The organism is Hafnia psychrotolerans, assembly GCF_014639435.1.
GTDB lineage: Bacteria > Pseudomonadota > Gammaproteobacteria > Enterobacterales > Enterobacteriaceae > Ewingella > Ewingella psychrotolerans.
Window position 1 is genome coordinate 155,784 of record NZ_BMFZ01000003.1, and the last position, 21,239, is coordinate 177,022.

Genomic DNA, 21,239 nt, shown 5'->3' on the forward strand with positions numbered 1-21,239 from the left:
TATGACAACCTTAACCCGATTTCTTCCCGGTGACCGCATCATCCGTTTGCAGTTACTCATCATCCTGGCCGTCGCCCTGCTGTTCTCGTTTACGCTTGGTGGGCAGTTCTTCAGCCTGGGTAATTTCCAGTCCATTTCATCGCAATTGCCGATTTTAGGCATGCTGGCGCTGGGAATGGGCATCACCATGCTGACCGGCGGGATCAATCTGTCAGTGATCGCCGGAGCGAATGCCTGTTCGCTGGTAATGGCGGCCATCCTGGTAGCGCATCCCGATCAACCGGTCTACTTCCTTCTGGCGATGCTGGCCGGGTTGGGCGTTGCCCTGGTGATCGGTACGCTCAATGGTGCGCTGATCGCCTATATCGGCGTCTCACCGATTCTTGCCACGCTCGGCACCATGACGTTGATTGCCGGCTTGAATATCCTCCTCACCAGTGGTGCGGTGATCTCTGGTTTCCCCTCCGCCATCCAATATTTGAGTAACGGTAGCCTGTTGGGTATTCCGGTGGCGCTGCTGCTGTTTTTACTGGTGGCCCTCTTACTGTGGGTACTGCTGGAACACACGACGCTTGGCCGCAGTTTCTACTTGATGGGATCTAATGAACAGGCTACCCGCTTTAGCGGTATCAATACTCATAAAGTCACTATTGCGGTTTACGTGCTCTCCGCCCTACTCGGTTGGGGAGCGGCGCTGCTGATGATGTCGAAATTCAATTCAGCTAAGGCCGGTTATGGCGACTCTTATCTGCTGGTGACCATTCTGGCCTCGGTGCTGGGTGGCATTAATCCAGACGGTGGGTTTGGCCGCGTGCTAGGGCTGGTGCTGGCATTAATCGTATTACAGATGTTGGAAAGTGGCCTGAACTTGATGGGTGTGAGCAGTTATTTGACCATGGCGTTATGGGGTGGTGTGCTGATCCTGTTTATCGCTTTACAGAATCGTAAGTCCTGACCGGAGTCCCCGGACAGAATTGAACAAGAAAGAAGGGAAGACAACATGGCGACTTATTTTATCGGTGTAGATGTAGGGACAGGCAGTGCTCGCGCAGGCGTGTTTGATATGACGGGCCGCATGGTGGGCCAGGCCAGCCGTGATATTACGCTATTCCGCCCCAAGACCGATTTTGTCGAGCAGTCCTCAGATGAGATCTGGCAGGCGGTGTGCAATTCAATAAAAGATGCGATGAATCAGGCAGATATCAACCCCATTCAGGTGAAGGGCATCGGTTTCGATGCCACCTGCTCACTGGTGGTGCTCGACAAAGAGGGCAAACCGCTGACTGTCAGCCCTTCAGGGCGCAGCGAGCAGAACATTATTGTCTGGATGGACCACCGCGCCATTACTCAGGCGGAACGTATTAACGCCACAGGTCACCGGGTACTGGAGTTTGTCGGCGGGATTATTTCGCCGGAAATGCAGACACCAAAATTGCTCTGGTTGAAGCAGCACATGCCGACGACCTGGAACAATGTCGGACATCTGTTCGACCTGCCTGACTTTCTGACCTGGCGCGCCACGCAGGATGCCACCCGCTCCTTGTGCTCGACGGTGTGTAAATGGACTTATGTTGGTCATGAGGACCAATGGGACTCGAGCTACTTCAAGCAGATTGGGCTGGAAGATCTCCTGGAAAACAATGCGACAAAAATTGGCAGCGAAGTGAAAACCATGGGCCAGCCTCTGGGGCACGGGCTTACACAGCGAGCGGCCGCCGAAATGGGATTGATGGCCGGCACTGCCGTTAGCGTCTCGATCATTGATGCTCACGCAGGCAGTCTCGGCATACTGGGTGCCAGCGGGGCATCCGGTGAAACGGCTGATTTCGACCACCGGATCGCCCTCATTGGCGGCACTTCCACCGCGCATATGGCGATGTCACGCAGCGCCCGCTATATCGGCGGCATCTGGGGCCCCTATTATTCTGCTATTTTGCCGGATTATTGGCTCAATGAAGGCGGCCAATCCACCACGGGTGCACTGATTGACCACGTGATCCAATCTCATCCCTGTTATCAGGACTTGCTTAAACAGGGAAAAGATAGCGGTAAAACGATCTATGAAGTCCTGAATGCTATTTTGCGAAAAATGGCCGGGGAGCCGGAGAATATCGCGTTTCTGACCAAAGATATTCACATGCTCCCTTATTTCCACGGTAACCGTTCTCCGCGTGCGAATCCGACGCTGACGGGTACGCTGACTGGGCTGAAACTCTCGCGCACACCAGAAGATATGGCGCTGCACTACCTGGCGACGATTCAGGCACTGGCGCTCGGCACGCGGCATATCATCGAAACCATGAACCAGAGCGGCTATTGCATCGACACCATGATGGCCAGTGGAGGCGGGACTAAAAACCCAGTATTTGTGCAGGAACACTCCAACGCGACAGGCTGCGCCATGCTATTGCCCGAAGAGAGTGAAGCCATGCTGCTTGGGAGTGCCATGATGGGTACGGTGGCCGCTGGCGCTTATGATTCTCTGCCGGAAGCAATGGCCGCGATGAGCCGCATCGGCAAGACGGTTACGCCGCAGACCAACAAAATTAAAGAGTATTACGACCGCAAATATAAGGTGTTCCATGAGATGTATCATGACCATATGAAATATCACCGCCTGATGCAGGAGGATGCCTGATGTCATTAACCCCTGAATCGGCAGAGTGGCAGCAAGCTTGCGCTGGATGGCAGACCTATAGCCAGGAATTACTGGCTCTACAGCATAATATTGACCCGCATATCTGGCAGCAGGTGCTGAATACTCTGGCCGGGTGTAAAGGAAAGATTGCGGTGACCGGTGTCGGCACTTCCGGCATCGCGGCCCGTAAAGTCGCGCATATGCTGGCCTGTGTTGAACAGCCAGCGATCTATCTCAATGCGACCGACGCCGCTCATGGTGATTTGGGATTTTTACGCGCCGACGACGTGATGATCATGATCTCGCGAGGTGGCAACTCCGAAGAATTAACCCGGCTGCTACCCACATTGGCTGCCAAAAAAGTCGCCTTAATCAGTGTCACTGAAAACCTCGACTCCGCGATTGCTGTCGCGTCTAATCTCGTGCTTAAAACCCATATTCAGCGCGAAATTGACCCGTTGAATATGCTAGCAACCACCTCTATTGTGCTGGTGCTCGCTGTGTTCGACGCCATTTGCGGCTGCATCATGCTGCGTAACGGCTTTGATAAACAGAGCCTGCTGGCGGTACATCCTGGTGGTAATGTCGGTAAAAGCCTGCGCAGCAATGACGCTTAAGTTCTTAGCTCTTCATTCACCAGGTTAGCCAGAATTTCTATAGCCCGTGCGGTCTGCGGGCTCCATTCAAATGAGGTATTAATGCGAATGCAATGCCGATAACGGTCATCCACAGCAAACATGGTACCTGGCGCAATACTCACACCCTGGGTTAATGCCCGTCGGTAGACTCTGGCTGCATCGACTTTTTCGCCTAAATCCAACCACAAAAAATAGCCGCCTTCGGGTTGGCTTATCGAAACGCAGGCAGGGAAAGCATCGGTGATGGCATTGATCATCGACATCATCCGTTGCTCCAGTTGTCGCCGTAGGCGACGCAGATGCGTGTCATATCTGCCCGGCGCGCCGCCTTTCTGCAAAAAGTCGGCCAAGGCCAGCTGTACCGGCACGCTGGCCGATAAGGTACTCATAAGCTGCAAACGTTGAATATGCTCGGCATAGGCGCCCGCTGCCACCCAGCCGACCCGGAAACCAGGTGCCAGGCATTTAGAGAATGACGAACAATGCAGGATCTGGCTACGGTTCTCTGATGCCTTAAGCGGCATTGGGCGCTCTGCACCGAAATAGAGTTCACCGTAAACATCATCTTCAATCACTGCCACGCCATGGTTCTGCAAAATAGCCACCAGCCGCGATTTCTTCGCTGACGATAACGTACATCCCAATGGGTTCTGGAAATTGGACATCAGCCAGCAGGCTTTAATGGGATAAGTGTCTAGAGCCTGCTCCAGTGCGTCAAGATCGATCCCGGTGCGTACATCGGTCGGGATCGCCACGGCTTTCAATTTACGCCGCTCAATAGCCTGCAAGACCCCATAAAAAGCCGGAGACTCAATAGCCACCCAGTCTCCTGGTTCGGTCACAGCCTGCAAGCTTAGCCCCAACGACTCCATCGCCCCCGAAGTAATAACGATTTCATCGGGTGCCACTTCCATACCATTTTGCGCGTAACGCTGGGCAATGCTGCGGCGCAGTTCTTCGTTGCCAGGAGGAAGGTTTGCCATAGCGCTGTGCGGTGACATACGGCGCACAGCGCTGGCAAGGGAGCGCGCCAACCGGGGTTGCGGAAAGAGAGTTGGGTCGGGGAACGCAGAGCCGAGCGGAACTATCGATGCATCTTGTCCGGCCTGGAGAATATCGAAAATCGCGTCGTTGATATCCACCTGTTCAGCGGCATGTAGTGTATGCGCATACTTGCGGGTCATCGCCCGCACTTTTCTCGGTGCAACGTAATAACCTGACTGTGGCCGGGCGACAATCAGCCCCTGGCTCTCCAGCAACTGATAGGCCTGTAATACGGTCATCAGACTCAGACCCGACTGTTTACAGCTCTCCCGCAGCGAAGGCAGTTTGTCGCCGGGTAACCAGACTTGCGTATCAATCTGGCGGCGCAAGGTTTGCGCAAGGGTTTCGTAACGGGTTAGTGCCATAGTTCAGTTCACTGTTATAGATACTGTTAATAGAATGCTAACTATTATAGGCTCAATGGTTACTTCAATACGCGTTAAACAGAATGAAAAGGGTCAGAGCGTTTCATTCTCAGGTTCTGGCTATCATTCATTAAGCCTGATAATGTTTTTGATAATGACTTTTCACTAAGAATCGTCTCACTCAATCGCAGGACGTTGTTCGCATCCTTACGCTTTCTAAACGTTTTCTCCACTATTGTCTAAATAACAACGCCACGCCTTTCACTGTTTTACAACTTCCTCGTATTACTATTCATTTATAGGTTTAGACTTTCCTTCGTCAACACAAAACGGGCTTCATGCCTGAAATTTTATGAGGAATTATATTATGCGTAAATTTACCGCAATGATTGTGGCTTCTACCTTGGCTCTTAGCTCCGCCTCTTTCGCTTTTGCAGCAGAAACGACTCCAGCACCTACCGCCGCACCCCAGGGCAAAATGATGCAGCATAAAGGCCCGCATCGTATGAACCCGTTCGCTGGCCTGAATCTGACTGAGCAACAAAAAACTCAGATGAAAGAGATCATGAAGGACAGCGGCCCACGTCCTGATCGCGCTGCAATGAAAGCGCAGAGAGATAGCATGCACAGCTTGGTCACCGCTGAAAGCTTCGACGAAACTAAAGCGAAGTCGCAGATTGACACCATCACTCAGGCGCAGTCCCAGCACATGTTGGATCGTGCCCGCGCTGAGAACAAAATGTATAACTTGCTGACCCCTGAGCAGAAAAAACAGTTCAATGAGAACTACCAGGAACGTGCAGATAAAATGGGGAAAATGCATGAAATGGGGAAAATGCAAGGTCAGGATGCCCCTGTTGTCGCTGAATAATCGTTAACCTGAGTTTGTATGACGGCCAGCCCTGCTGGCCGTTTTTTTATGTTTACTCATCATCTCCCTCCGTTTTGTACCACCATCGCGCCGCCTCCTGACTGAAAGCACAAGCCTCATCACACTTCTGCCGTTTTCTTATCGCCAATCACGCCGAAACCACTATTTTTAAACAGCAAATTAACATTACAGCAATGTATTTCCTGTTGCCCTGCAGTAGGCCCTTTACTCTAGGAGTAGTTGATCATGAAAAACGTCAAGTCCAGGATAACCTGGCTGGTGGTGGCGTTAGTCGGCGCCTTTGCCTTTGGCATGCTGGCCCTTAGCCGTGGCGAGCACATTAATGCGGTCTGGCTGGTGGTGGCAGCCCTGGCCTGTTACAGCATCGCTTACCGTTTCTACAGCCGATTTATTGCTGAGAAGGTCTTCGAACTTGATGACCGGCGCATGACGCCGGCCGAGCGCCATAACGACGGTCTGGATTATGTGCCGACCAATAAATGGGTCCTGTTCGGCCACCACTTTGCTGCGATTGCCGGTGCGGGTCCGCTGGTCGGTCCGATTCTGGCAGCGCAAATGGGCTTTCTGCCGGGCACAATCTGGATTTTAGTGGGCGTGATGCTGGCGGGTGCGGTACAGGATTTCCTGATCCTGTTTATTTCGACCCGCCGTGATGGCCGCTCGCTGGGTGAAATGGCCAAGCAGGAGTTAGGTAATTTCGCCGGTGTGGTCACCATGCTCGGCGCACTCGGCGTGATGATCATTATTCTGTCAGCGTTGGCACTGGTGGTGGTAAAAGCGCTGGCGGACAGCCCTTGGGGCTTGTTCACCATTGCGGCGACGATCCCAATTGCGCTGTTTATGGGCATTTATATGCGTTTTCTGCGCCCAGGAAAAATTGCCGAAGTGTCGATCATCGGTTTTGTGCTGATGATGCTGGCGATTATTTACGGCGGTAACGTGGCTGTTGATCCGTTCTGGGGGCCGATTTTCACCCTGCATGGCACCACGCTGACCTGGGTGCTGGTGATTTACGGGTTTATCGCCTCCGTGTTGCCGGTCTGGCTGCTGCTGGCTCCGCGTGATTATCTTTCGACATTTTTGAAAATCGGTGTCATTGCTGGCTTAGCCGTTGGCATTGTGTTTGCGATGCCGGAAATGAAAATGCCGGCGGTGACGAAATTTATCGACGGCAGTGGTCCCGTATTCTCCGGTGGCCTGTTCCCATTCCTGTTTATTACCATTGCCTGTGGTTCTATCTCCGGCTTCCACGCGCTGGTTTCCAGCGGCACCACGCCGAAACTGATTGAGCGTGAAAGCCATATCCGTTTCATCGGTTATGGTGCGATGCTGATGGAGTCTTTTGTCGCGATCATGGCGATGATTTGTGCCTCGGTTATCGACCCTGGCGTCTATTTCGCCATGAACTCACCAGCCGCGTTGATTGGCACTACGGTAGAAAGCGCATCGCAGGTGATCAACAACTGGGGCTTCGTGGTTACCCCTGAGGCACTGGCGATGATCGCCAAAGACGTTGGCGAAAACTCAATTCTGTCCCGCGCAGGTGGCGCACCGACCTTCGCGGTTGGCATGGCGCACATCATCACCGAGGTGTTTAACAGCCGCGCCATGATGGCTTTCTGGTATCACTTCGCCATTTTGTTTGAAGCCCTGTTTATCCTGACCGCCGTCGATGCCGGAACCCGCGCCTGTCGCTTTATGGTGCAGGATCTGGTTGGTGTCGCGGTGCCGTCACTCGCCAATAACCGCTCATGGGTCGGCACGATTGCCGGGACCACGGTGGCCGTCGCCGGTTGGGGTTTCTTTGTCTATCAGGGAGTGGTTGATCCACTCGGCGGTATCAATACGCTGTGGCCGCTGTTTGGCATCGGCAACCAGATGCTGGCGTCGATGGCGCTGATTTTGGGTACCGTGGTGTTGTTTAAGATGAAGAAACAACGTTACGCGTGGGTAACTATTCTGCCCACCGTCTGGTTGTTTATTACGTCGATGACTGCCGGTTGGCAGAAAATTTTCCACGAGAAGCCGTCAATTGGTTTTCTGGCGCAGGCGAAGAAATTCTCCGCCGGGATCGACAGCGGTGAAATCATCAAACCGGCCAAAACGTTGGCAGATATGCATACCATCGTGCTGAATAATCAGATCAACGCAGCGCTGTGCGCCTTCTTTATGTTGGTGGCCGTCACCATGCTGGTTTCATCATTCTTTGTGATCCGCCGCGCGCTGAATTCAGCCACCCCGACGGTACATGAAACAGCGCTCGTCCAGCGCCGGGAGGCCCGCCATGTCTGACAACCGTCTGATATTTACTCCGCTTCGCGTCCGCGCGCTGACTATTACCCGCTGCCAACCGCTGTTTGTGGTCGAACCCAGACCGCAGAATACCACGCAGTGGCTAAAGCTTATCGCCCGTCGCACTGCCCAAAGCTTCCGTCTGATGGTCGGCGTGCAGGATTACGGCAACTACGTCGCCCACTTCCGTATCCGCCACCCGCACGGTGTCCCGCTCTCCGAGCGGGACTTCCACCGAAGATGTCTCGAAGCGAGATTTCCAAGCGAAGGCGGGAAAATGGGGAAATGTCCCTGTTGATGAGCAAATGTAGGGCGATTTGTCTTTTGACATTTAAATTCAATACATTGATTTTAAATATAAAAATGCATGCTCACGGCCTGAAACCTACTTAATTCTCGCCATTTGGTCGTCCAGACTCACTTTATCTTTGATGGCCTTATTCCGCATCCGACGAGACCACATGGCGGTGATGATGGGTACCAGTACCGAGGTAACAATCACTGAGGTTGCGACCAGCGCAGTGGCAGCCGGAGCCACGGCTTTAAACTGCGGCACCATTTCCGCAATGAGTACCGGCGTGGCGACAGCAGCGCCGGCAGAACTGGAAGCTGCTATTCCGGCTGTTCCGTCACCACCACCGATATACTTATCAGCCAGCATTAGCGGAATGCCGGTAACGATGATCACTGACACGCCCAGTGCTATACCCAGCAAACCAGTCTGCGCAATCACGGTCAGATTGATGGTATTACCGAGTGCAAAAGCGAAGAATGGAATCAGAGTCTGTACGGCTTTGCCGAAGAATTCGCGCAGTTCAGGGTCAAGATTGCCGAGGGCGAAACCGACCAGGAAAGGCAATACAGCGCCAACAAAGACGTGCGGTTCAAAGGAGGCAATACCGGCGGTACCGAGGATGATCATGGTCATCAGCGGGCCGGACTCCAGCGACATCAGTACAAATGCACCGGCCTCTTCTTTAGTACCATATTGCTGCATGATTGAGGCATACAGGCCGCCGTTGGTCATGTCCATGGAAGCGACCAGCGCCAGGGTGGATAGCCCGGCAAAGAAGCCAAACTCTACGCCATTCTCCGGAATAAAGTATGAGGCCAACGCGGCAACAACCCAGGCTACGGCGATTTTCGTTAACACCAGCGTACCGGATTTACGCAGTACTGTTCCCGTGGCGCTGAGCTTGATGGAAGCACCCATGCAGAAGAACCATACTGCCAAAATGGGCACGGTGCCGGAAACCAGTCCGTTGGTGAATGAACCGAAATACTTTCCGGCATCCGGGGCAAAAGTGTGGCAAATCGCGCCGATAAATAACGGCACTAACATCATCCCGCCTGGGATTTTTTCTATAGCACGTTTGATACGCATGTTATTTCCACCTGGTTTTTATGCTCATTAGCAGAAACCTGGATGCAAGGCCCTGCAAGCTGTTGTTAAACAACAATAACTGATTGTATGAAGTGCCGTTTCCGATTGATTTAACTGCCGATGATGTCTCATAAACGAACTCAATGGTCGCTAAGATATCTATTTAAGGGGCTTATGAAAGTGATCCAATGCATATAAATGAAACGTTGTTTCTTTTTTAATGGTTCATTGGTTTTATTTAAATAAAACGCTGAATTTCAATCATGAGCAGTGACCAGATTTTTAGGCGTTATTTGGTAGGGTTAGTGGGCAGGAGTGGAATTGATGACGTAAAAAAACCCGCATCGGGAAGGCCGGTGCAGGTTTAGGCAAAAAAGAAAGAGAGTACTGATGTTAATTCAGCGAGCAGGTTCCGAAGGCCTGTTGCCAATCCTCATCAAACTTCGCGACAGCGGCAATGACGGCTGGTGTCCCCAGAAACTGTTCTGCCACATCCACGGGCAAAGTGATGGACTGACACCCAGCCAGCAGGCAATCTACGGCTTGACGAGGGGTACGGAAACTGGCGGCCAGGACTTTGCTCCCGGGCACATGCAGACGCAGCAGCGTTTGTAGTTCAGTCACCATCGCAATGCCGTCTCCGCCCTGCGCGTCTAAGCGGTTAACATAAGGCGCAACGTATTCGGCTCCCGCCAGCGCCGAGAGCAATCCCTGACCCGCACCGTAAACTGCCGTTCCGAGCGTTGGAATGTTCATCAGTTTGAGTTTTTTGATCGCAGCCAATCCTTCTGCCGTCGCGGGTATTTTGACCACCAAGCCCGGTACACGCTGGGTCATCAGGACGGCTTCAGCCACCATCTGTTCAGCATCAGCCGCCAGCACCTGCGCAAAGAGTTTTCCCGTACCGCCCAAAGCATCCCGCAGTGCAGGTAGGATTTCCCATAATGATTTGCGCTCTTTGGCGACGATGCTTGGATTGGTTGTCACGCCCTGCAATGGCAAAATACGCGACAGGCGTTTTACCGCGCTGACATCGGCAGTGTCCAGATATAATTCCATAACTCTCTCCTTAGAACCTGTGGGCAAATGCAATGTATCAAAGATACTCTTCTTTCAGGCTCAGTTTTTGTCAAGAGTCATAAAAATTACAAGACCTTACTGGCCATAGTAGGCATTTTTACCGTGTTTGCGTAAAAAGTGTTTATCCAGCAATTGCGGCTGCATATCGGCAAGGTCTGGCGTCAATTGGCGGGAGAAGATCCCCATGTAAGCAACTTCCTCCAGCACTACCGCATTATGCACGGCGGTCTCAGCATCTTTTCCCCACGCAAATGGCCCATGTGAGTGTACCAAGATGGCAGGAACATCGCGTGCCGACAGCTGCCGCTCGGCAAAAGTTTTGACGATCACTTCCCCCGTTTCCCACTCATAACGCCCGGCGATCTCTGCCTCGGTCATTTTTCGGGTACAGGGGATATTGCCGTAGAAATAGTCAGCGTGCGTCGTGCCCCACGCAGGAATGTCTTTACCGGCCTGAGCCCAGATAGTGGCATGCCGCGAATGGGTATGCACGATACCGCCCGCGTCAGCGAAATTAAGATAAAGTACCCGATGGGTGTCGGTATCCGATGACGGTTTTTTACTGCCTTCCACCACTTTTCCGGTCTCCAGTTCGACCACCACCATGTCATCAAGGTGCATATTTTCGTATTCAACGCCCGACGGTTTAATCACCATCAGTCCCTGCTGTCGGTCAACCGCGCTGACGTTCCCCCAGGTAAAGGTAACCAGATGGTGTTTTGGCAGCGCCAGATTGGCGTGCAAGACCTGTTCTTTAAGTTGCTTGAGCATCAGATATCTCTTAGTAGTCGACGTTTCCTTTATTCTCTGGGTGGAATCGGCTGTCAGGTATGGGGAAAATAGCTAAAGAGTGCGTAAGGTTCTGCTACAACCGCAAGTTTGTCGGCTAAAGCGCTGAGAAGCGCAGGAAGAATAAATACGGAGTGAGATTAACGTGCCATTAAGCAGGGCCATAAAAGCGAATTAAGACTATTCACCTAGTGAATAAATGCGAATTCCACTACTTTTATTCTAACGGGTCGATGTTGCGCCCAGATAAGAAGTGAATTATCGATTATTACCTATACTTAACCGTGAGTATGAGCGCTAATCGTTCTTAAGGAGAGTTATCATGATGACATTTTCAAGTTGTACAATGAAACGTATTGGCAGTGTTGCACTGGTTTTGACTTTGGCGATGTCAGTCAGTGCCTGTAGCAACTGGTCCAAACGCGACCGTAATACCGCTATTGGCGCGGGTGCAGGTGCGTTAGGTGGTGCTGTGCTGACTGATGGCAGTACCCTAGGTACATTGGGCGGTGCTGCCGTTGGTGGGATTGTCGGTCATCAGGTGAGTAAATAGTGGCTAAAGAAAGATGAAATAGAATAAAGGTTAAAAACTAAAAAAGTTATTTGCAGTACTTTCAGGTCTTTCTTTATTTACCTCTTTTCGTTTAAGACAACGAACCGATTATTAAAAAATGCTGCTTCGAGAAGCAAGCAGCATTTTTCAAACGCAATGACCGGTATTATTCCCTCTGCGCAAGGTATTAACCCCCTGTGAGCTTAACTTTATGCCCTTTCTCTTCGAGAAGTTGCTTCAGTAATTCCCGCTTGTCACCCTGAATTTCGATGACCCCCTCTTTGACCGAGCCTCCACAGCCACATTTTTTTTTCAGCTCTGCGGCCAGTTTGTCCAATGCCGCATCATCAAGACTTAGCCCTAAGATCAGGCAAACACCCTTACCTTTACGGCCGCTGGTTTGCCGTTGAATGCGCACAATACCATCACCTTTAGGGCGTTCCGCTTTCGTTTTGGATGGCTCAATTCTGCCGGAATCCGTGGAGTACACCAGGCGGCTGTTGCTGTCATTTCTCATATGAGTTCGCCTTAACGCAAAGATGCACGGATATCACGCAAGGTTTGCGCCGGATCAGTTGACTGAGTTATTGGACGGCCAATCACCATGTAATCAACGCCGTTGGCCAGCGCTTGCTGGGGTGTCATCACACGACGCTGATCGTCGGCCTGGCTACCCAAGGGGCGAATACCTGGGGTGACCAGTTTAAAGTCTTGCCCTAGTGTCGCTTTGAGACGAGTAGCCTCCTGCGCAGAACAGACAACGCCATCAAGGCCACAATTGTGCGCAAGACTCGCCAGACGTTCTGCGTAATCAGCAGGAGAAAGCGGGATACCTAAATCGGCTAAGTCACTCTTTTCCATGCTGGTCAGCACAGTAACCGCAATCAGTAAAGGGGCATCACTACCGAAAGAACTTAGCGCCTCTTTAGCTGCCGTCATCATTCGCACTCCGCCGCTGGCATGGACGTTGACCATCCACACACCCAGCTCCGCCGCAGCGGCTACCGCATGCGCCGTGGTATTCGGGATATCGTGGAATTTCAGATCCAAAAACACCTCAAAACCACGCGATTGCAGATCTTTGACAATTTGCGGGCCAAAGTGAGTAAACATCTCTTTGCCAACTTTTAGACGACAATCACAGGGATCGATACGATCAGCAAAGGCCAGCGCCGCGGACTTATCAGCGTAGTCGAGTGCGACAACAATCGGCGAAGATTTTAAGTCCTTGTTATAGTTGTTATTTTCAGACTTCATTTCGTCAACCTCTTGTTTGTGTTCAGGGATTATTGCCGTCTGGCATTTTCTGCCGCCAATATTTTACCCGTCATCCGTTGCAAATCCTAGCCGCATGTAATGTTACATTTTCGTGAATTTTTTATGACCCTCTAGACGCCGTAATCAGCGTGGCATAGCGTGGAGTTTTAAGCTGAAGGAAATAGAGCAAAATGAGTGAGATATCCACCCTGACTATCAAAATTCCTGTGGAATTAAAAGAACAGATCCGTGCTGCCGCCGCCGAGGCAGAACATTCACTGAGCGTTGAAGTCTGCACACGTCTGGAAGAGAGTTTTAGTCACAAGGAGAAGAAAAGCGAAAAAGCCAACGAACATGATATCGATAACCAGCACACCAGCGAAAATACCGAACCGGCACTGACACAAAAAGAGCTAAAGAAACTGCGTACCCTGCTCGCTTCTGTTCGAAAAACTATCAGTAAGAAAAAATAGCTTTAAGCTTAGCGCCCAAATTATTTCCTCTAAATCACTCTAGTCATACTAAGACATCAACCGTGTAAGTCCCCAGGACCTGACTCAAGTCAGTGACTGGGGCACCCAACGGAAGCCGACACTGATAGGGCTCGAAGTATGAAGAGGAAATTTATTGGCCATCAAGGCCACGGATCGGCTTGACCGTCGCCCACGCCCGGCAAGATGGACAATGCCAATAAAGGGAATGCGCGGTAAAACCACATTTATGACACCGATAGCGCGGTTTTGTACGGATCTGCTCGCCTACCATGTCGCGTAGCAACATCAGGCTCTCTTTCGCTCGCCCCTCTTCTGCATCGAGCAGATGGTAGTCCATCAGGTGATGGAACACCCGCATGGTAGGATGCCGCTGTAGCTGTCGGTTCATATAGACTTGTGCCACTTCACGGCCCTCGTCCAACTGAATAATCTCTGCCAACATCAACTCCGCGCTAGCACCCGTGTTTTCATCCACACAACGTTTGAGAAACTCAGCCCAGGCCTGTTGCTCGCCAAGGTGCTGGTAGCACTCTTGCAGCATATCCAGCGTTTCGCTGACCACTTCTTTGTCTTGCTCAAGCACGCGTTTTAGCGCGTCGGCGGCTTTAGCATATTCACCCTGAGCCATCAGGATACGACCCTGCATGATTGAAACCCGGGCACAGAGTTTATCGGATGAGGCGGCTTTCTTAAGTAAGCCTGTGGCTTTATCCAGATCATCCGAGGCCATCGCCTGCAACGCCAGTTCACACCAAAAATGGGCAATCTCTTTGCGCCGATTGTCTTTACCGAGCTTAACCAAACGTTCGGCAACCTCTATCGCATTCTGCCAGTCGCTGGTCGCCTGATGGATAATGAGCAGTTGTTCCAGCGCGAACAACTGATAGTCCTGCTCTTTCACCAGTTGGTTAAACATATCTTCAGCACGGTCATACAGCCCCGCAGCCATGTAATCACGGCCCAGTTGCTGTACGGCCAGCAAACGCTGATCAAACGTCAGCGAGGCACTCTCCATCAACGACTGATGGATTCGGATAGCGCGGTCGACCTCACCACGGGATCGGAATAGATTGCCCAGAGTTAAATGAGCCTCGACGGTGCTGCTGTCCTCTTTAAGCATTTCGAGAAACAGGTCGACGGCTTTATCTTGCTGGTTAGACAGTAAGAAGTTAACGCCCGCAACGTATTCACGCGACAGACGGTTGGCACTTTCCTGTTTATCCTGCTGAGAACTTCTGCGCCCCATGTACCAGCCATAGGCGGCCGCAACGGGCAACAACAGAAACAGCAGCTCTAACATAAAGGATTATTCCTTGCTGGCGGCGGAAGGCACGACGGGGGTAACCACCGCAGGTACTGGCGCGATTTGTTGTTCCAGACGCTTAATTTTACGCTGGGCACGCCCAAGCGAAAGCCGCACTCGCAAATAGAACAAGCCACAAATGACCCAACCCAGTATGAAACCGGTAGCGAACAGCACAGCAAGCAAGGTGGAAACACGGTAATCACCCTGTGCCAACAAATAGTTGAAGGTTACTACTTGGTCGTTATGGGCACCGAGGGTGATGGAGATGACCACAACGACCAGCATAAGCAAAAAAATTAGCAAATATTTCACATTCATTCCTGTAATGCCGGATGTACCGGATGAATTATGCCAAAAACACACGTCCTGACCTAATAAGTTAGCATTTCCGCACAAAGCATGGAAATACTCAGAACGGATAAAACACACTTCGGAGAAAGTTCGGATAAACATGTCACGAAGCTGATTTCAATTCATATCCGGGCCTGATATCGATGGCCTACCCATGAGATATGGGGGCAACTGCCTTGATTTAAAAGGGCGTGCCGATCTGGCACGGTGTCAAACCGGAATATCACACCGGTTATTTTATCCCATCGGCATCGCGCTGGGCGATTTCCTGCTCTTCCACCGCCGGAGGCGTCAGCGGACCAATAAAACGTTCAGTCAGCCAGCACGCGAGCATCACCAGTATGCCGCTTATTCCCACTGATGCCATTAAATCACGCGGCCAATGCATACCAAGCATCAGACGGCTACCCATAACGATCACCGCCCAACTCATCATAAAAATCACTGTTTTGAAATGGCGACGTGGCCATAGAAGCCCCAGCGCCAACAGCGCCCAAGTGGCAGCAAACATGGTGTGCCCAGAAGGAAACGCGTATCCAGTATCATTTTGCCAGCTTTTCTTCAGCCAGTGTGGCAAGCCGGCATCATCACCAATCAGCGCCTTAACCTCATGGCCTCGCGCCTTGCCCTTCATGGCATAAAACTCAAGCACATCCATTTCATGGGAAGTCCCAAGCCAAGCCACATAGGGTCTTGGTTCTTTCACTTGCCCTTTAATGACATCTTTTACGTACTGGCCGACCAGAATGGCAGCAGCCAGAATAATCACCAGCGCCACTGCTGCTTTAAAGCGAAAGCGCAGGCACCACAGGAACCACGCGCACAGGATGATAGTGGTGAGGATCCCCCAAGGTCTGCTGACGGTTTCAGTCACCCAAAAAAACGGACGAAGGATCAACGGATTCAGACCGGGGGTCCATAGCCAACCACTGGCCCATACCATAGCGGGCATAGCGAATAAAATGAGCATACCGATAATGACACGCCTAACAATATGGTACATGGACACCCTCAAAAAAAGTCAAAGAGCGGCAGTGTAGCAATCTTGTAACGCCTTCACATCCGATAACAAATCCCCGTTGAAGAAACGGATAAGCCTCATAATATTTGAAAGTTCGATTCAAATATTCAGGCTAAAGAGTCGACGGTTTTATGGCAGAATAGTGCCTTAATTGTTGTCAATTATGCATGCAAAAGCTTTTGTGCTGGTCAATTCCAGCATCTGAACGTAGGATGCGCAACAGCGAATAAAATACTAAACGTTAATAAACAATACTCACCTCATTCGGGCCTGTGATTCGGGTAAATGAAAGTAGCTAACACCGCTGCAGCTTGAAGAACGAAGAGTAACGGAGCATAAAATGCAGCTGAAAAGAGTGGCAGAAGCCAAACTGCCTACACCATGGGGCGATTTCCTGATGGTGGGATTTGAAGAGCTGGCAACAGGTCACGATCATCTGGCATTAGTTTTCGGCGATATCACCGGTGATATGCCAGTACTGTCGCGCGTTCATTCCGAGTGTCTGACAGGTGATGCATTATTCAGCCTGCGTTGTGACTGTGGTTTTCAGTTGGAAGCGGCACTCAATCACATTGCTGAAGAGGGCCGTGGGATCCTGATTTATCACCGTCAGGAAGGCCGTAATATCGGTATGCTGAATAAAATCCGCGCCTATGCGTTGCAGGACCAAGGTTATGACACCGTAGAAGCCAATCATCAGTTGGGTTTCGCCGCTGATGAGCGTGACTTCACCCTGTGTGCCGATATGTATAAACTGCTGGGTGTACAGGCTGTGCGGCTGCTGACCAATAATCCAAGAAAAGTCGAGATCCTGAGCGAAGCTGGCATCAATATTGTCGAACGTGTTCCGCTTATCGTGGGCAAAAACCCGAAGAATGAGCGCTACCTGGCGACCAAAGCCGCGAAGATGGGTCATCTCCTTGGTCAGTAACCTCTATCAATAAAGACCAAAGGCACCGTTTAGGTGCCTTTTTTATGCCTTCAATTTGGCTGTTTCGCAATTCATGCTTCTCTGTATTTTGCCGATCACAGCATTTTACGGATCACATAGTGCAAAATACCACCGTTTTCGAAGTAGGTCAGCTCGTTGCCTGTATCGATACGGCAACGGGCTTCGACACTTTCGGTATGACCATCGGCAAAAGTAATGAGTACAGGTACCGTCTGTCCGGGTTTTAGAGACTGCATGCCGCTGACACTGATGGTTTCATCACCGGTCAGTTTCAGGGTTTTGCGTGTCACTCCCTGCGGGAACTCCAGAGGAAGAATACCCATCCCAATAAGGTTCGAACGGTGAATACGCTCGAAAGATTCGGCAATCACGACTCGCACACCCAGCAGACGTGGCCCTTTCGCCGCCCAGTCACGGCTGGAGCCTGAGCCATATTCTTTACCGGCAATCACAGCTGTCGGTACGCTCTCATGTTGGTAGCGCATCGCTGCATCATAAATTGCCATCTGTTCCTGCGAAGGAATATGCCGCGTAAAGCCCCCTTCCACTCCTGGGACCATTTCGTTGCGGATACGAATGTTAGCAAAAGTACCGCGCATCATCACTTCATGGTTACCACGGCGCGAACCGTAGGAGTTAAACGCTTTTGGCTCAACACCATGTTGAGTCAGATAGCGACCAGCAGGGCTTTCCGCTTTGATGTTACCCGCTGGGGAGATATGGTCGGTCGTTACCGAATCAGCCAGGATCGCCAGAATCCGTGCATCGCAGATATCCTCGACGGCATCCGGTTCGGCTTTCATATCGCTAAAGAATGGCGGATGGCGAATATAGGTGGAATCTTCCTGCCATGTATAGGTTGGCGTGCCATCGACCTGAATGGCCTGCCAGTTCGCATCACCATTGAATACCTCAGCGTACTCCCGGTGGAACATGTCGGTTTTCACCTGCTCCACCGCTTTGGCAATATCGTTCGACGAAGGCCAGATATCTTTCAGATAGACCGGTTGTCCATCCAGACCTTCGCCGAGCGAGTCATGCGTCAGGTCCACTTTCATATTGCCTGCCAGCGCATAGGCAACCACCAGCGGTGGTGATGCCAGCCAGTTGGTTTTGATCAGCGGGTGAATACGACCTTCGAAGTTACGGTTACCCGAGAGCACGGCACCGACGGTAAGATCGCCCTCTTTTATCGCAGCTTCGATGGGATCGGCCAGCGGCCCGGAGTTACCAATGCAGGTGGTACACCCGTAACCTACCAGATTGAAACCCAGCTTTTCCAGATACGGCATCAGTCCGGCGGCGTTGAGGTACTCAGTCACGACTTTGGAGCCAGGCGCCAGTGAGGTTTTCACCCATGGCTTGCTAGTCAGGCCTTTTTCAGCGGCATTCTTAGCCAGTAGTCCGGCAGCCATCAACACACTCGGGTTAGACGTGTTAGTACAAGAGGTAATAGCAGCAATGACGACGGCACCGGTAGTCAACTGATGATGCTGCCCGTCAAGGGTAAAGCTTTCAGACTGCGTCTGCGTGCCTTTGGCATTGCCAATTTCGAGCTCGGTGGCTGCGTTGAACGCATCAGGTACGTTAGGCAGTGCAACGCGGTCTTGCGGGCGTTTCGGTCCCGCAAGGCTAGATTCTACCCGCGCCATATTCAACTCCAGCGAGCTGGTAAATATCGGCTCGTCACCTTCATGTCGCCACAGGCCTTGCGCCTGGCTGTAGGCTTCAACCAACGCGATTTGCTCGTCGCTACGCCCGCTGAGCTTCATATAGCTCAATGTCACTTCGTCAACCGGGAAAAAGCCGCAGGTAGCGCCAAATTCCGGTGACATATTGGCGATAGTCGCACGATCTGCCAACGGCAAGTCCGCCAGACCATCACCATAAAATTCGACAAATTTGCCCACAACACCATGCTTACGCAGCATCTGGGTAACTGTCAGCACCAGGTCGGTAGCGGTGATTCCTTCGCTGAGCTTACCCGTGAGTTTGAAACCGACCACGTCAGGTATCAGCATGGATACCGGCTGACCCAGCATGGCCGCTTCGGCTTCGATTCCGCCGACTCCCCAGCCCAGGATGCCGAGGCCGTTGATCATGGTGGTATGGGAGTCGGTGCCGACTAAGGTATCGGGATAGGCTATGGTTTTATCGTCGATGTCTTCATGCCATACCGTTTGACCCAGATACTCGAGGTTTACCTGATGACATATGCCGGTGCCCGGTGGTACGACGCGAAAACGGTTGAACGCTTTTTGCCCCCAGCGCAGGAATATATAGCGTTCATGGTTACGCTCCATTTCCAGACGGACATTCTCGTCAAACGCTTGGTTATCACCGTATTCATCAACGGTGACTGAATGGTCAATCACTAAATCGACAGGAGTCAGCGGGTTAACCTGTTCAACATTGCCGCCCAGACGCTTTACCGCCTGGCGCATGGCGGCGAGATCGACCACGGCGGGAACGCCAGTGAAATCCTGCATCAGTACGCGAGCAGGACGGTAGGCAATTTCACGATCGGCATGCCCTGTTTGCTGCCAGTCGACAAGCGCTCGCAAGTCGTCTTCAGTGACGGTGTCACCATCAATGTTACGCAGTAGGTTTTCGAACAGGACTTTGAGGGATTTAGGCAGGCGTTGAATGTCACCCAGCTTTTGTGCCGCTTTCGGCAGGCTGTAATAGTGATATTCCTTATCGAGGGCTGCCAGCTTATCCTGACTATTCTTTCGAAGATCGGACGACATAGCTTCTCCTTATTATCACGCTTATCTTTCAGACTACTTTTACTTCAATGGGTTGTCAGTCAATAGGGTCTATATAATAACCTGACAGTGTATGAGTCCACTCTTAAACATAACACAAAATATGATTAACATTCTGATAACAACACAAAGTGTTCAAGCCATTGTGCTTCGCTATTGAGTGCGAGTATGAACAGATAAAAAAATCCCAACCGCCGTGATGGTGATGGCGCTCGGGATTGAAATGTTTACTGACCGGGAAGAATGATGATTTAACGTTAAATCATTTCACTGGCAGTTTTATGTCCTTGAACATCGCTTCGATATCTTCATTTGAACGCAGTGCAACAGCGGCATCGACGACATCACGAGTCAAATGCGGTGCAAAACGCTGAATGAAGTCATACATGTAGCTGCGCAAGAATGTACTGCGACGAAAGCCGATCTTGGTGGTGCTGTAGGTGAAAATATCGCGGACATCGACGGTGACCAGATCCGGATCTTGTATTGGGTCTATTGCCATGCTGGCAATCACGCCAACCCCCAAGCCGAGACGCACATAGGTTTTGATCACGTCGGCATCAGTCGCGGTAAAGACGATATGAGGAGTCAGGCCCGCACGGTTAAAAGCGGTGTCGAGCTCAGAACGACCAGTAAAGCCGAAGGTGTAAGTGACGATGGGGAAAGCAGCCAACTCTTCGATGGTGACTTTAGCCTTACCCGCCAATGGGTGATCCGGCTGAACTACAACGGTCCGGTTCCAGTGATAGCACGGCAGCATGACCAGGTCATCGTAGAGATGCAGAGCTTCGGTCGCGATGGCAAAGTCCGCATTCCCCTTTGAAACCGCCTCAGCGATTTGCGTCGGCGAACCCTGATGCATATGCAGGGAAACACGTGGATAACGCTCTATGAAGCCTTTGATGACGTTTGGCAGGGCATAACGCGCCTGAGTATGGGTAGTGGCTACATAAAGCGAGCCTTTATCCGGATAAGTATGTTCACCGGCAACGGCCTTGATGGCATCCACTTTCGACAGGACTTCGCGGGCGATACGGATAATTTCCAGCCCTGCGGGCGTCACTTGCGTCAGGTGTTTACCACTGCGCGCAAAAATCTGGACACCCAGCTCGTCTTCCAACATACGGACTTGCTTACTGATACCGGGTTGCGAAGTATAAAGGCCTTCAGCCGTAGAGGAGACGTTGAGATTGTGATTAACAACCTCAACGATGTAGCGTAGTTGCTGCAATTTCATCGGTTACACCATCCCAGTTGATTAACCCTATCGACCACCCCTGTCCACCCTGCGGTTTATAGGTTTGGAAATGACTCTTCATGCAAAATTTTTTACGGGTACGTTATTATTAATAATAATTAAGCATAAAAATAAATTTTATATAACGATTATATCGATTGTTTCATCGATGTATAGT

The 21,239-nt window shown here is 51.4% G+C and carries 20 protein-coding genes; 9 read left to right on the plus strand and 11 right to left on the minus strand.

Features of this window, described 5'->3' with window-relative positions:
• The first annotated feature begins 1 nt into the window (after nucleotide 1).
• From IEV89_RS06545 to IEV89_RS06555, 3 genes are read left to right on the plus strand one after another with little or no spacing between them, the layout of a single operon-like run.
• Complete coding sequence (locus IEV89_RS06545) at nucleotides 2-955, plus strand: ABC transporter permease (RefSeq protein ID WP_188471689.1); 954 nt, start codon at nucleotides 2-4, stop codon at nucleotides 953-955.
• Nucleotides 956-1,000: 45 nt separating this feature from the next.
• Nucleotides 1,001-2,638, plus strand: coding sequence for an FGGY-family carbohydrate kinase (locus IEV89_RS06550; protein ID WP_188471691.1), 1,638 nt, complete (start codon nucleotides 1,001-1,003; stop codon nucleotides 2,636-2,638).
• A complete protein-coding gene (locus tag IEV89_RS06555) occupies nucleotides 2,638-3,255 on the plus strand; it encodes a KpsF/GutQ family sugar-phosphate isomerase (RefSeq protein WP_188471694.1) in 618 nt (205 codons plus the stop codon). Before IEV89_RS06550 ends, IEV89_RS06555 begins: the two co-directional genes overlap by 1 nt.
• On the opposite strand, the gene IEV89_RS06560 is transcribed toward IEV89_RS06555, so the two are convergent.
• Nucleotides 3,252-4,685, minus strand: coding sequence for an aminotransferase-like domain-containing protein (locus IEV89_RS06560; RefSeq protein WP_188471696.1), 1,434 nt, complete (start codon nucleotides 4,683-4,685; stop codon nucleotides 3,252-3,254). The two genes, IEV89_RS06555 and IEV89_RS06560, sit on opposite strands and share 4 nt — an antisense overlap.
• 367 nt (nucleotides 4,686-5,052) lie before the next feature.
• On the opposite strand from IEV89_RS06560, the gene spy reads away from it, so the two are divergent.
• The 3 genes from spy to IEV89_RS06575 all read left to right on the plus strand — a co-directional run bounded on the left by spy (nucleotide 5,053) and on the right by IEV89_RS06575 (nucleotide 8,167).
• Nucleotides 5,053-5,556: an ATP-independent periplasmic protein-refolding chaperone Spy gene (spy, locus tag IEV89_RS06565; RefSeq protein WP_188471698.1), complete on the plus strand. Its 504-nt coding sequence runs from the start codon at nucleotides 5,053-5,055 to the stop codon at nucleotides 5,554-5,556.
• 246 nt (nucleotides 5,557-5,802) lie between these two features.
• On the plus strand, nucleotides 5,803-7,869 hold the full coding sequence (locus tag IEV89_RS06570) for a carbon starvation CstA family protein (protein ID WP_188471700.1): 2,067 nt from the start codon (nucleotides 5,803-5,805) through the stop codon (nucleotides 7,867-7,869).
• On the plus strand, nucleotides 7,862-8,167 hold the full coding sequence (locus IEV89_RS06575) for a YbdD/YjiX family protein (RefSeq protein WP_188471702.1): 306 nt from the start codon (nucleotides 7,862-7,864) through the stop codon (nucleotides 8,165-8,167). Before IEV89_RS06570 ends, IEV89_RS06575 begins: the two co-directional genes overlap by 8 nt.
• A gap of 87 nt (nucleotides 8,168-8,254) precedes the next feature.
• Here the strand turns inward: IEV89_RS06575 and kdgT are convergent, their stop codons facing one another.
• The 3 genes from kdgT to araD form a co-directional block, all read right to left on the minus strand.
• Nucleotides 8,255-9,253 (minus strand): 2-keto-3-deoxygluconate transporter, encoded by a 999-nt coding sequence (gene kdgT / locus IEV89_RS06580; RefSeq protein WP_188471705.1) that lies wholly within the window; start codon nucleotides 9,251-9,253, stop codon nucleotides 8,255-8,257.
• A 393-nt stretch (nucleotides 9,254-9,646) separates the two neighbouring features.
• Nucleotides 9,647-10,312: a fructose-6-phosphate aldolase gene (gene fsa, locus IEV89_RS06585; protein WP_188471707.1), complete on the minus strand. Its 666-nt coding sequence runs from the start codon at nucleotides 10,310-10,312 to the stop codon at nucleotides 9,647-9,649.
• A gap of 96 nt (nucleotides 10,313-10,408) precedes the next feature.
• Complete coding sequence (araD, locus tag IEV89_RS06590; protein WP_188471709.1) at nucleotides 10,409-11,104, minus strand: L-ribulose-5-phosphate 4-epimerase; 696 nt, start codon at nucleotides 11,102-11,104, stop codon at nucleotides 10,409-10,411.
• A 364-nt stretch (nucleotides 11,105-11,468) separates the two neighbouring features.
• Between araD and osmB the strand changes: the two genes are divergently transcribed.
• Nucleotides 11,469-11,675, plus strand: coding sequence for an osmotically-inducible lipoprotein OsmB (gene osmB, locus IEV89_RS06595; RefSeq protein ID WP_188472404.1), 207 nt, complete (start codon nucleotides 11,469-11,471; stop codon nucleotides 11,673-11,675).
• Between the two features lie 187 nt (nucleotides 11,676-11,862).
• Here the strand turns inward: osmB and yciH are convergent, their stop codons facing one another.
• Together yciH and pyrF are read right to left on the minus strand one after the other, a co-directional pair.
• Complete coding sequence (gene yciH, locus IEV89_RS06600) at nucleotides 11,863-12,192, minus strand: stress response translation initiation inhibitor YciH (protein ID WP_188471711.1); 330 nt, start codon at nucleotides 12,190-12,192, stop codon at nucleotides 11,863-11,865.
• Between the two features lie 11 nt (nucleotides 12,193-12,203).
• Nucleotides 12,204-12,932, minus strand: a complete 729-nt coding sequence (pyrF, locus tag IEV89_RS06605) for an orotidine-5'-phosphate decarboxylase (RefSeq protein WP_188471713.1) — start codon at nucleotides 12,930-12,932, stop codon at nucleotides 12,204-12,206.
• A gap of 191 nt (nucleotides 12,933-13,123) precedes the next feature.
• Here pyrF and IEV89_RS06610 point away from each other — a divergent pair, with 191 nt between their 5' ends.
• Complete coding sequence (locus tag IEV89_RS06610; protein ID WP_188471715.1) at nucleotides 13,124-13,405, plus strand: Arc family DNA-binding protein; 282 nt, start codon at nucleotides 13,124-13,126, stop codon at nucleotides 13,403-13,405.
• Nucleotides 13,406-13,556: 151 nt separating this feature from the next.
• On the opposite strand, the gene lapB is transcribed toward IEV89_RS06610, so the two are convergent.
• The 3 genes from lapB to pgpB form a co-directional block, all read right to left on the minus strand.
• Complete coding sequence (gene lapB, locus IEV89_RS06615) at nucleotides 13,557-14,726, minus strand: lipopolysaccharide assembly protein LapB (RefSeq protein WP_188471717.1); 1,170 nt, start codon at nucleotides 14,724-14,726, stop codon at nucleotides 13,557-13,559.
• Nucleotides 14,727-14,732: 6 nt separating this feature from the next.
• Nucleotides 14,733-15,044, minus strand: coding sequence for a LapA family protein (locus IEV89_RS06620; RefSeq protein ID WP_188471719.1), 312 nt, complete (start codon nucleotides 15,042-15,044; stop codon nucleotides 14,733-14,735).
• Between the two features lie 271 nt (nucleotides 15,045-15,315).
• Nucleotides 15,316-16,086 (minus strand): phosphatidylglycerophosphatase B, encoded by a 771-nt coding sequence (pgpB, locus tag IEV89_RS06625; RefSeq protein WP_188471721.1) that lies wholly within the window; start codon nucleotides 16,084-16,086, stop codon nucleotides 15,316-15,318.
• A gap of 358 nt (nucleotides 16,087-16,444) precedes the next feature.
• Here pgpB and ribA point away from each other — a divergent pair, with 358 nt between their 5' ends.
• On the plus strand, nucleotides 16,445-17,035 hold the full coding sequence (gene ribA, locus IEV89_RS06630; protein ID WP_188471723.1) for a GTP cyclohydrolase II: 591 nt from the start codon (nucleotides 16,445-16,447) through the stop codon (nucleotides 17,033-17,035).
• 95 nt (nucleotides 17,036-17,130) lie between these two features.
• On the opposite strand, the gene acnA is transcribed toward ribA, so the two are convergent.
• Nucleotides 17,131-19,806: an aconitate hydratase AcnA gene (acnA, locus tag IEV89_RS06635; protein ID WP_188471725.1), complete on the minus strand. Its 2,676-nt coding sequence runs from the start codon at nucleotides 19,804-19,806 to the stop codon at nucleotides 17,131-17,133.
• A 280-nt stretch (nucleotides 19,807-20,086) separates the two neighbouring features.
• Nucleotides 20,087-21,061, minus strand: coding sequence for an HTH-type transcriptional regulator CysB (gene cysB, locus IEV89_RS06640; protein WP_188471732.1), 975 nt, complete (start codon nucleotides 21,059-21,061; stop codon nucleotides 20,087-20,089).
• Between the last annotated feature and the right edge of the window lie 178 nt (nucleotides 21,062-21,239).

Excerpts from the sequence above, each read along its gene's own strand:
- IEV89_RS06560 (WP_188471696.1), bottom strand. The coding sequence starts at position 4,685 with ATGGCACTAACCCGTTACGAAACCCTTGCGCAAACCTTGCGCCGCCAG.
- lapB (WP_188471717.1), bottom strand. The coding sequence starts at position 14,726 with ATGTTAGAGCTGCTGTTTCTGTTGTTGCCCGTTGCGGCCGCCTATGGC.
- IEV89_RS06555 (WP_188471694.1), top strand. The coding sequence starts at position 2,638 with ATGTCATTAACCCCTGAATCGGCAGAGTGGCAGCAAGCTTGCGCTGGA.
- IEV89_RS06610 (WP_188471715.1), top strand. The coding sequence starts at position 13,124 with ATGAGTGAGATATCCACCCTGACTATCAAAATTCCTGTGGAATTAAAA.
- IEV89_RS06545 (WP_188471689.1), top strand. The coding sequence starts at position 2 with ATGACAACCTTAACCCGATTTCTTCCCGGTGACCGCATCATCCGTTTG.
- IEV89_RS06570 (WP_188471700.1), top strand. The coding sequence starts at position 5,803 with ATGAAAAACGTCAAGTCCAGGATAACCTGGCTGGTGGTGGCGTTAGTC.
- cysB (WP_188471732.1), bottom strand. The coding sequence starts at position 21,061 with ATGAAATTGCAGCAACTACGCTACATCGTTGAGGTTGTTAATCACAAT.
- acnA (WP_188471725.1), bottom strand. The coding sequence starts at position 19,806 with ATGTCGTCCGATCTTCGAAAGAATAGTCAGGATAAGCTGGCAGCCCTC.
- pgpB (WP_188471721.1), bottom strand. The coding sequence starts at position 16,086 with ATGTACCATATTGTTAGGCGTGTCATTATCGGTATGCTCATTTTATTC.
- IEV89_RS06575 (WP_188471702.1), top strand. The coding sequence starts at position 7,862 with ATGTCTGACAACCGTCTGATATTTACTCCGCTTCGCGTCCGCGCGCTG.
- kdgT (WP_188471705.1), bottom strand. The coding sequence starts at position 9,253 with ATGCGTATCAAACGTGCTATAGAAAAAATCCCAGGCGGGATGATGTTA.
- ribA (WP_188471723.1), top strand. The coding sequence starts at position 16,445 with ATGCAGCTGAAAAGAGTGGCAGAAGCCAAACTGCCTACACCATGGGGC.
- osmB (WP_188472404.1), top strand. The coding sequence starts at position 11,469 with ATGAAACGTATTGGCAGTGTTGCACTGGTTTTGACTTTGGCGATGTCA.
- araD (WP_188471709.1), bottom strand. The coding sequence starts at position 11,104 with ATGCTCAAGCAACTTAAAGAACAGGTCTTGCACGCCAATCTGGCGCTG.
- pyrF (WP_188471713.1), bottom strand. The coding sequence starts at position 12,932 with ATGAAGTCTGAAAATAACAACTATAACAAGGACTTAAAATCTTCGCCG.
- spy (WP_188471698.1), top strand. The coding sequence starts at position 5,053 with ATGCGTAAATTTACCGCAATGATTGTGGCTTCTACCTTGGCTCTTAGC.
- IEV89_RS06550 (WP_188471691.1), top strand. The coding sequence starts at position 1,001 with ATGGCGACTTATTTTATCGGTGTAGATGTAGGGACAGGCAGTGCTCGC.
- yciH (WP_188471711.1), bottom strand. The coding sequence starts at position 12,192 with ATGAGAAATGACAGCAACAGCCGCCTGGTGTACTCCACGGATTCCGGC.
- fsa (WP_188471707.1), bottom strand. The coding sequence starts at position 10,312 with ATGGAATTATATCTGGACACTGCCGATGTCAGCGCGGTAAAACGCCTG.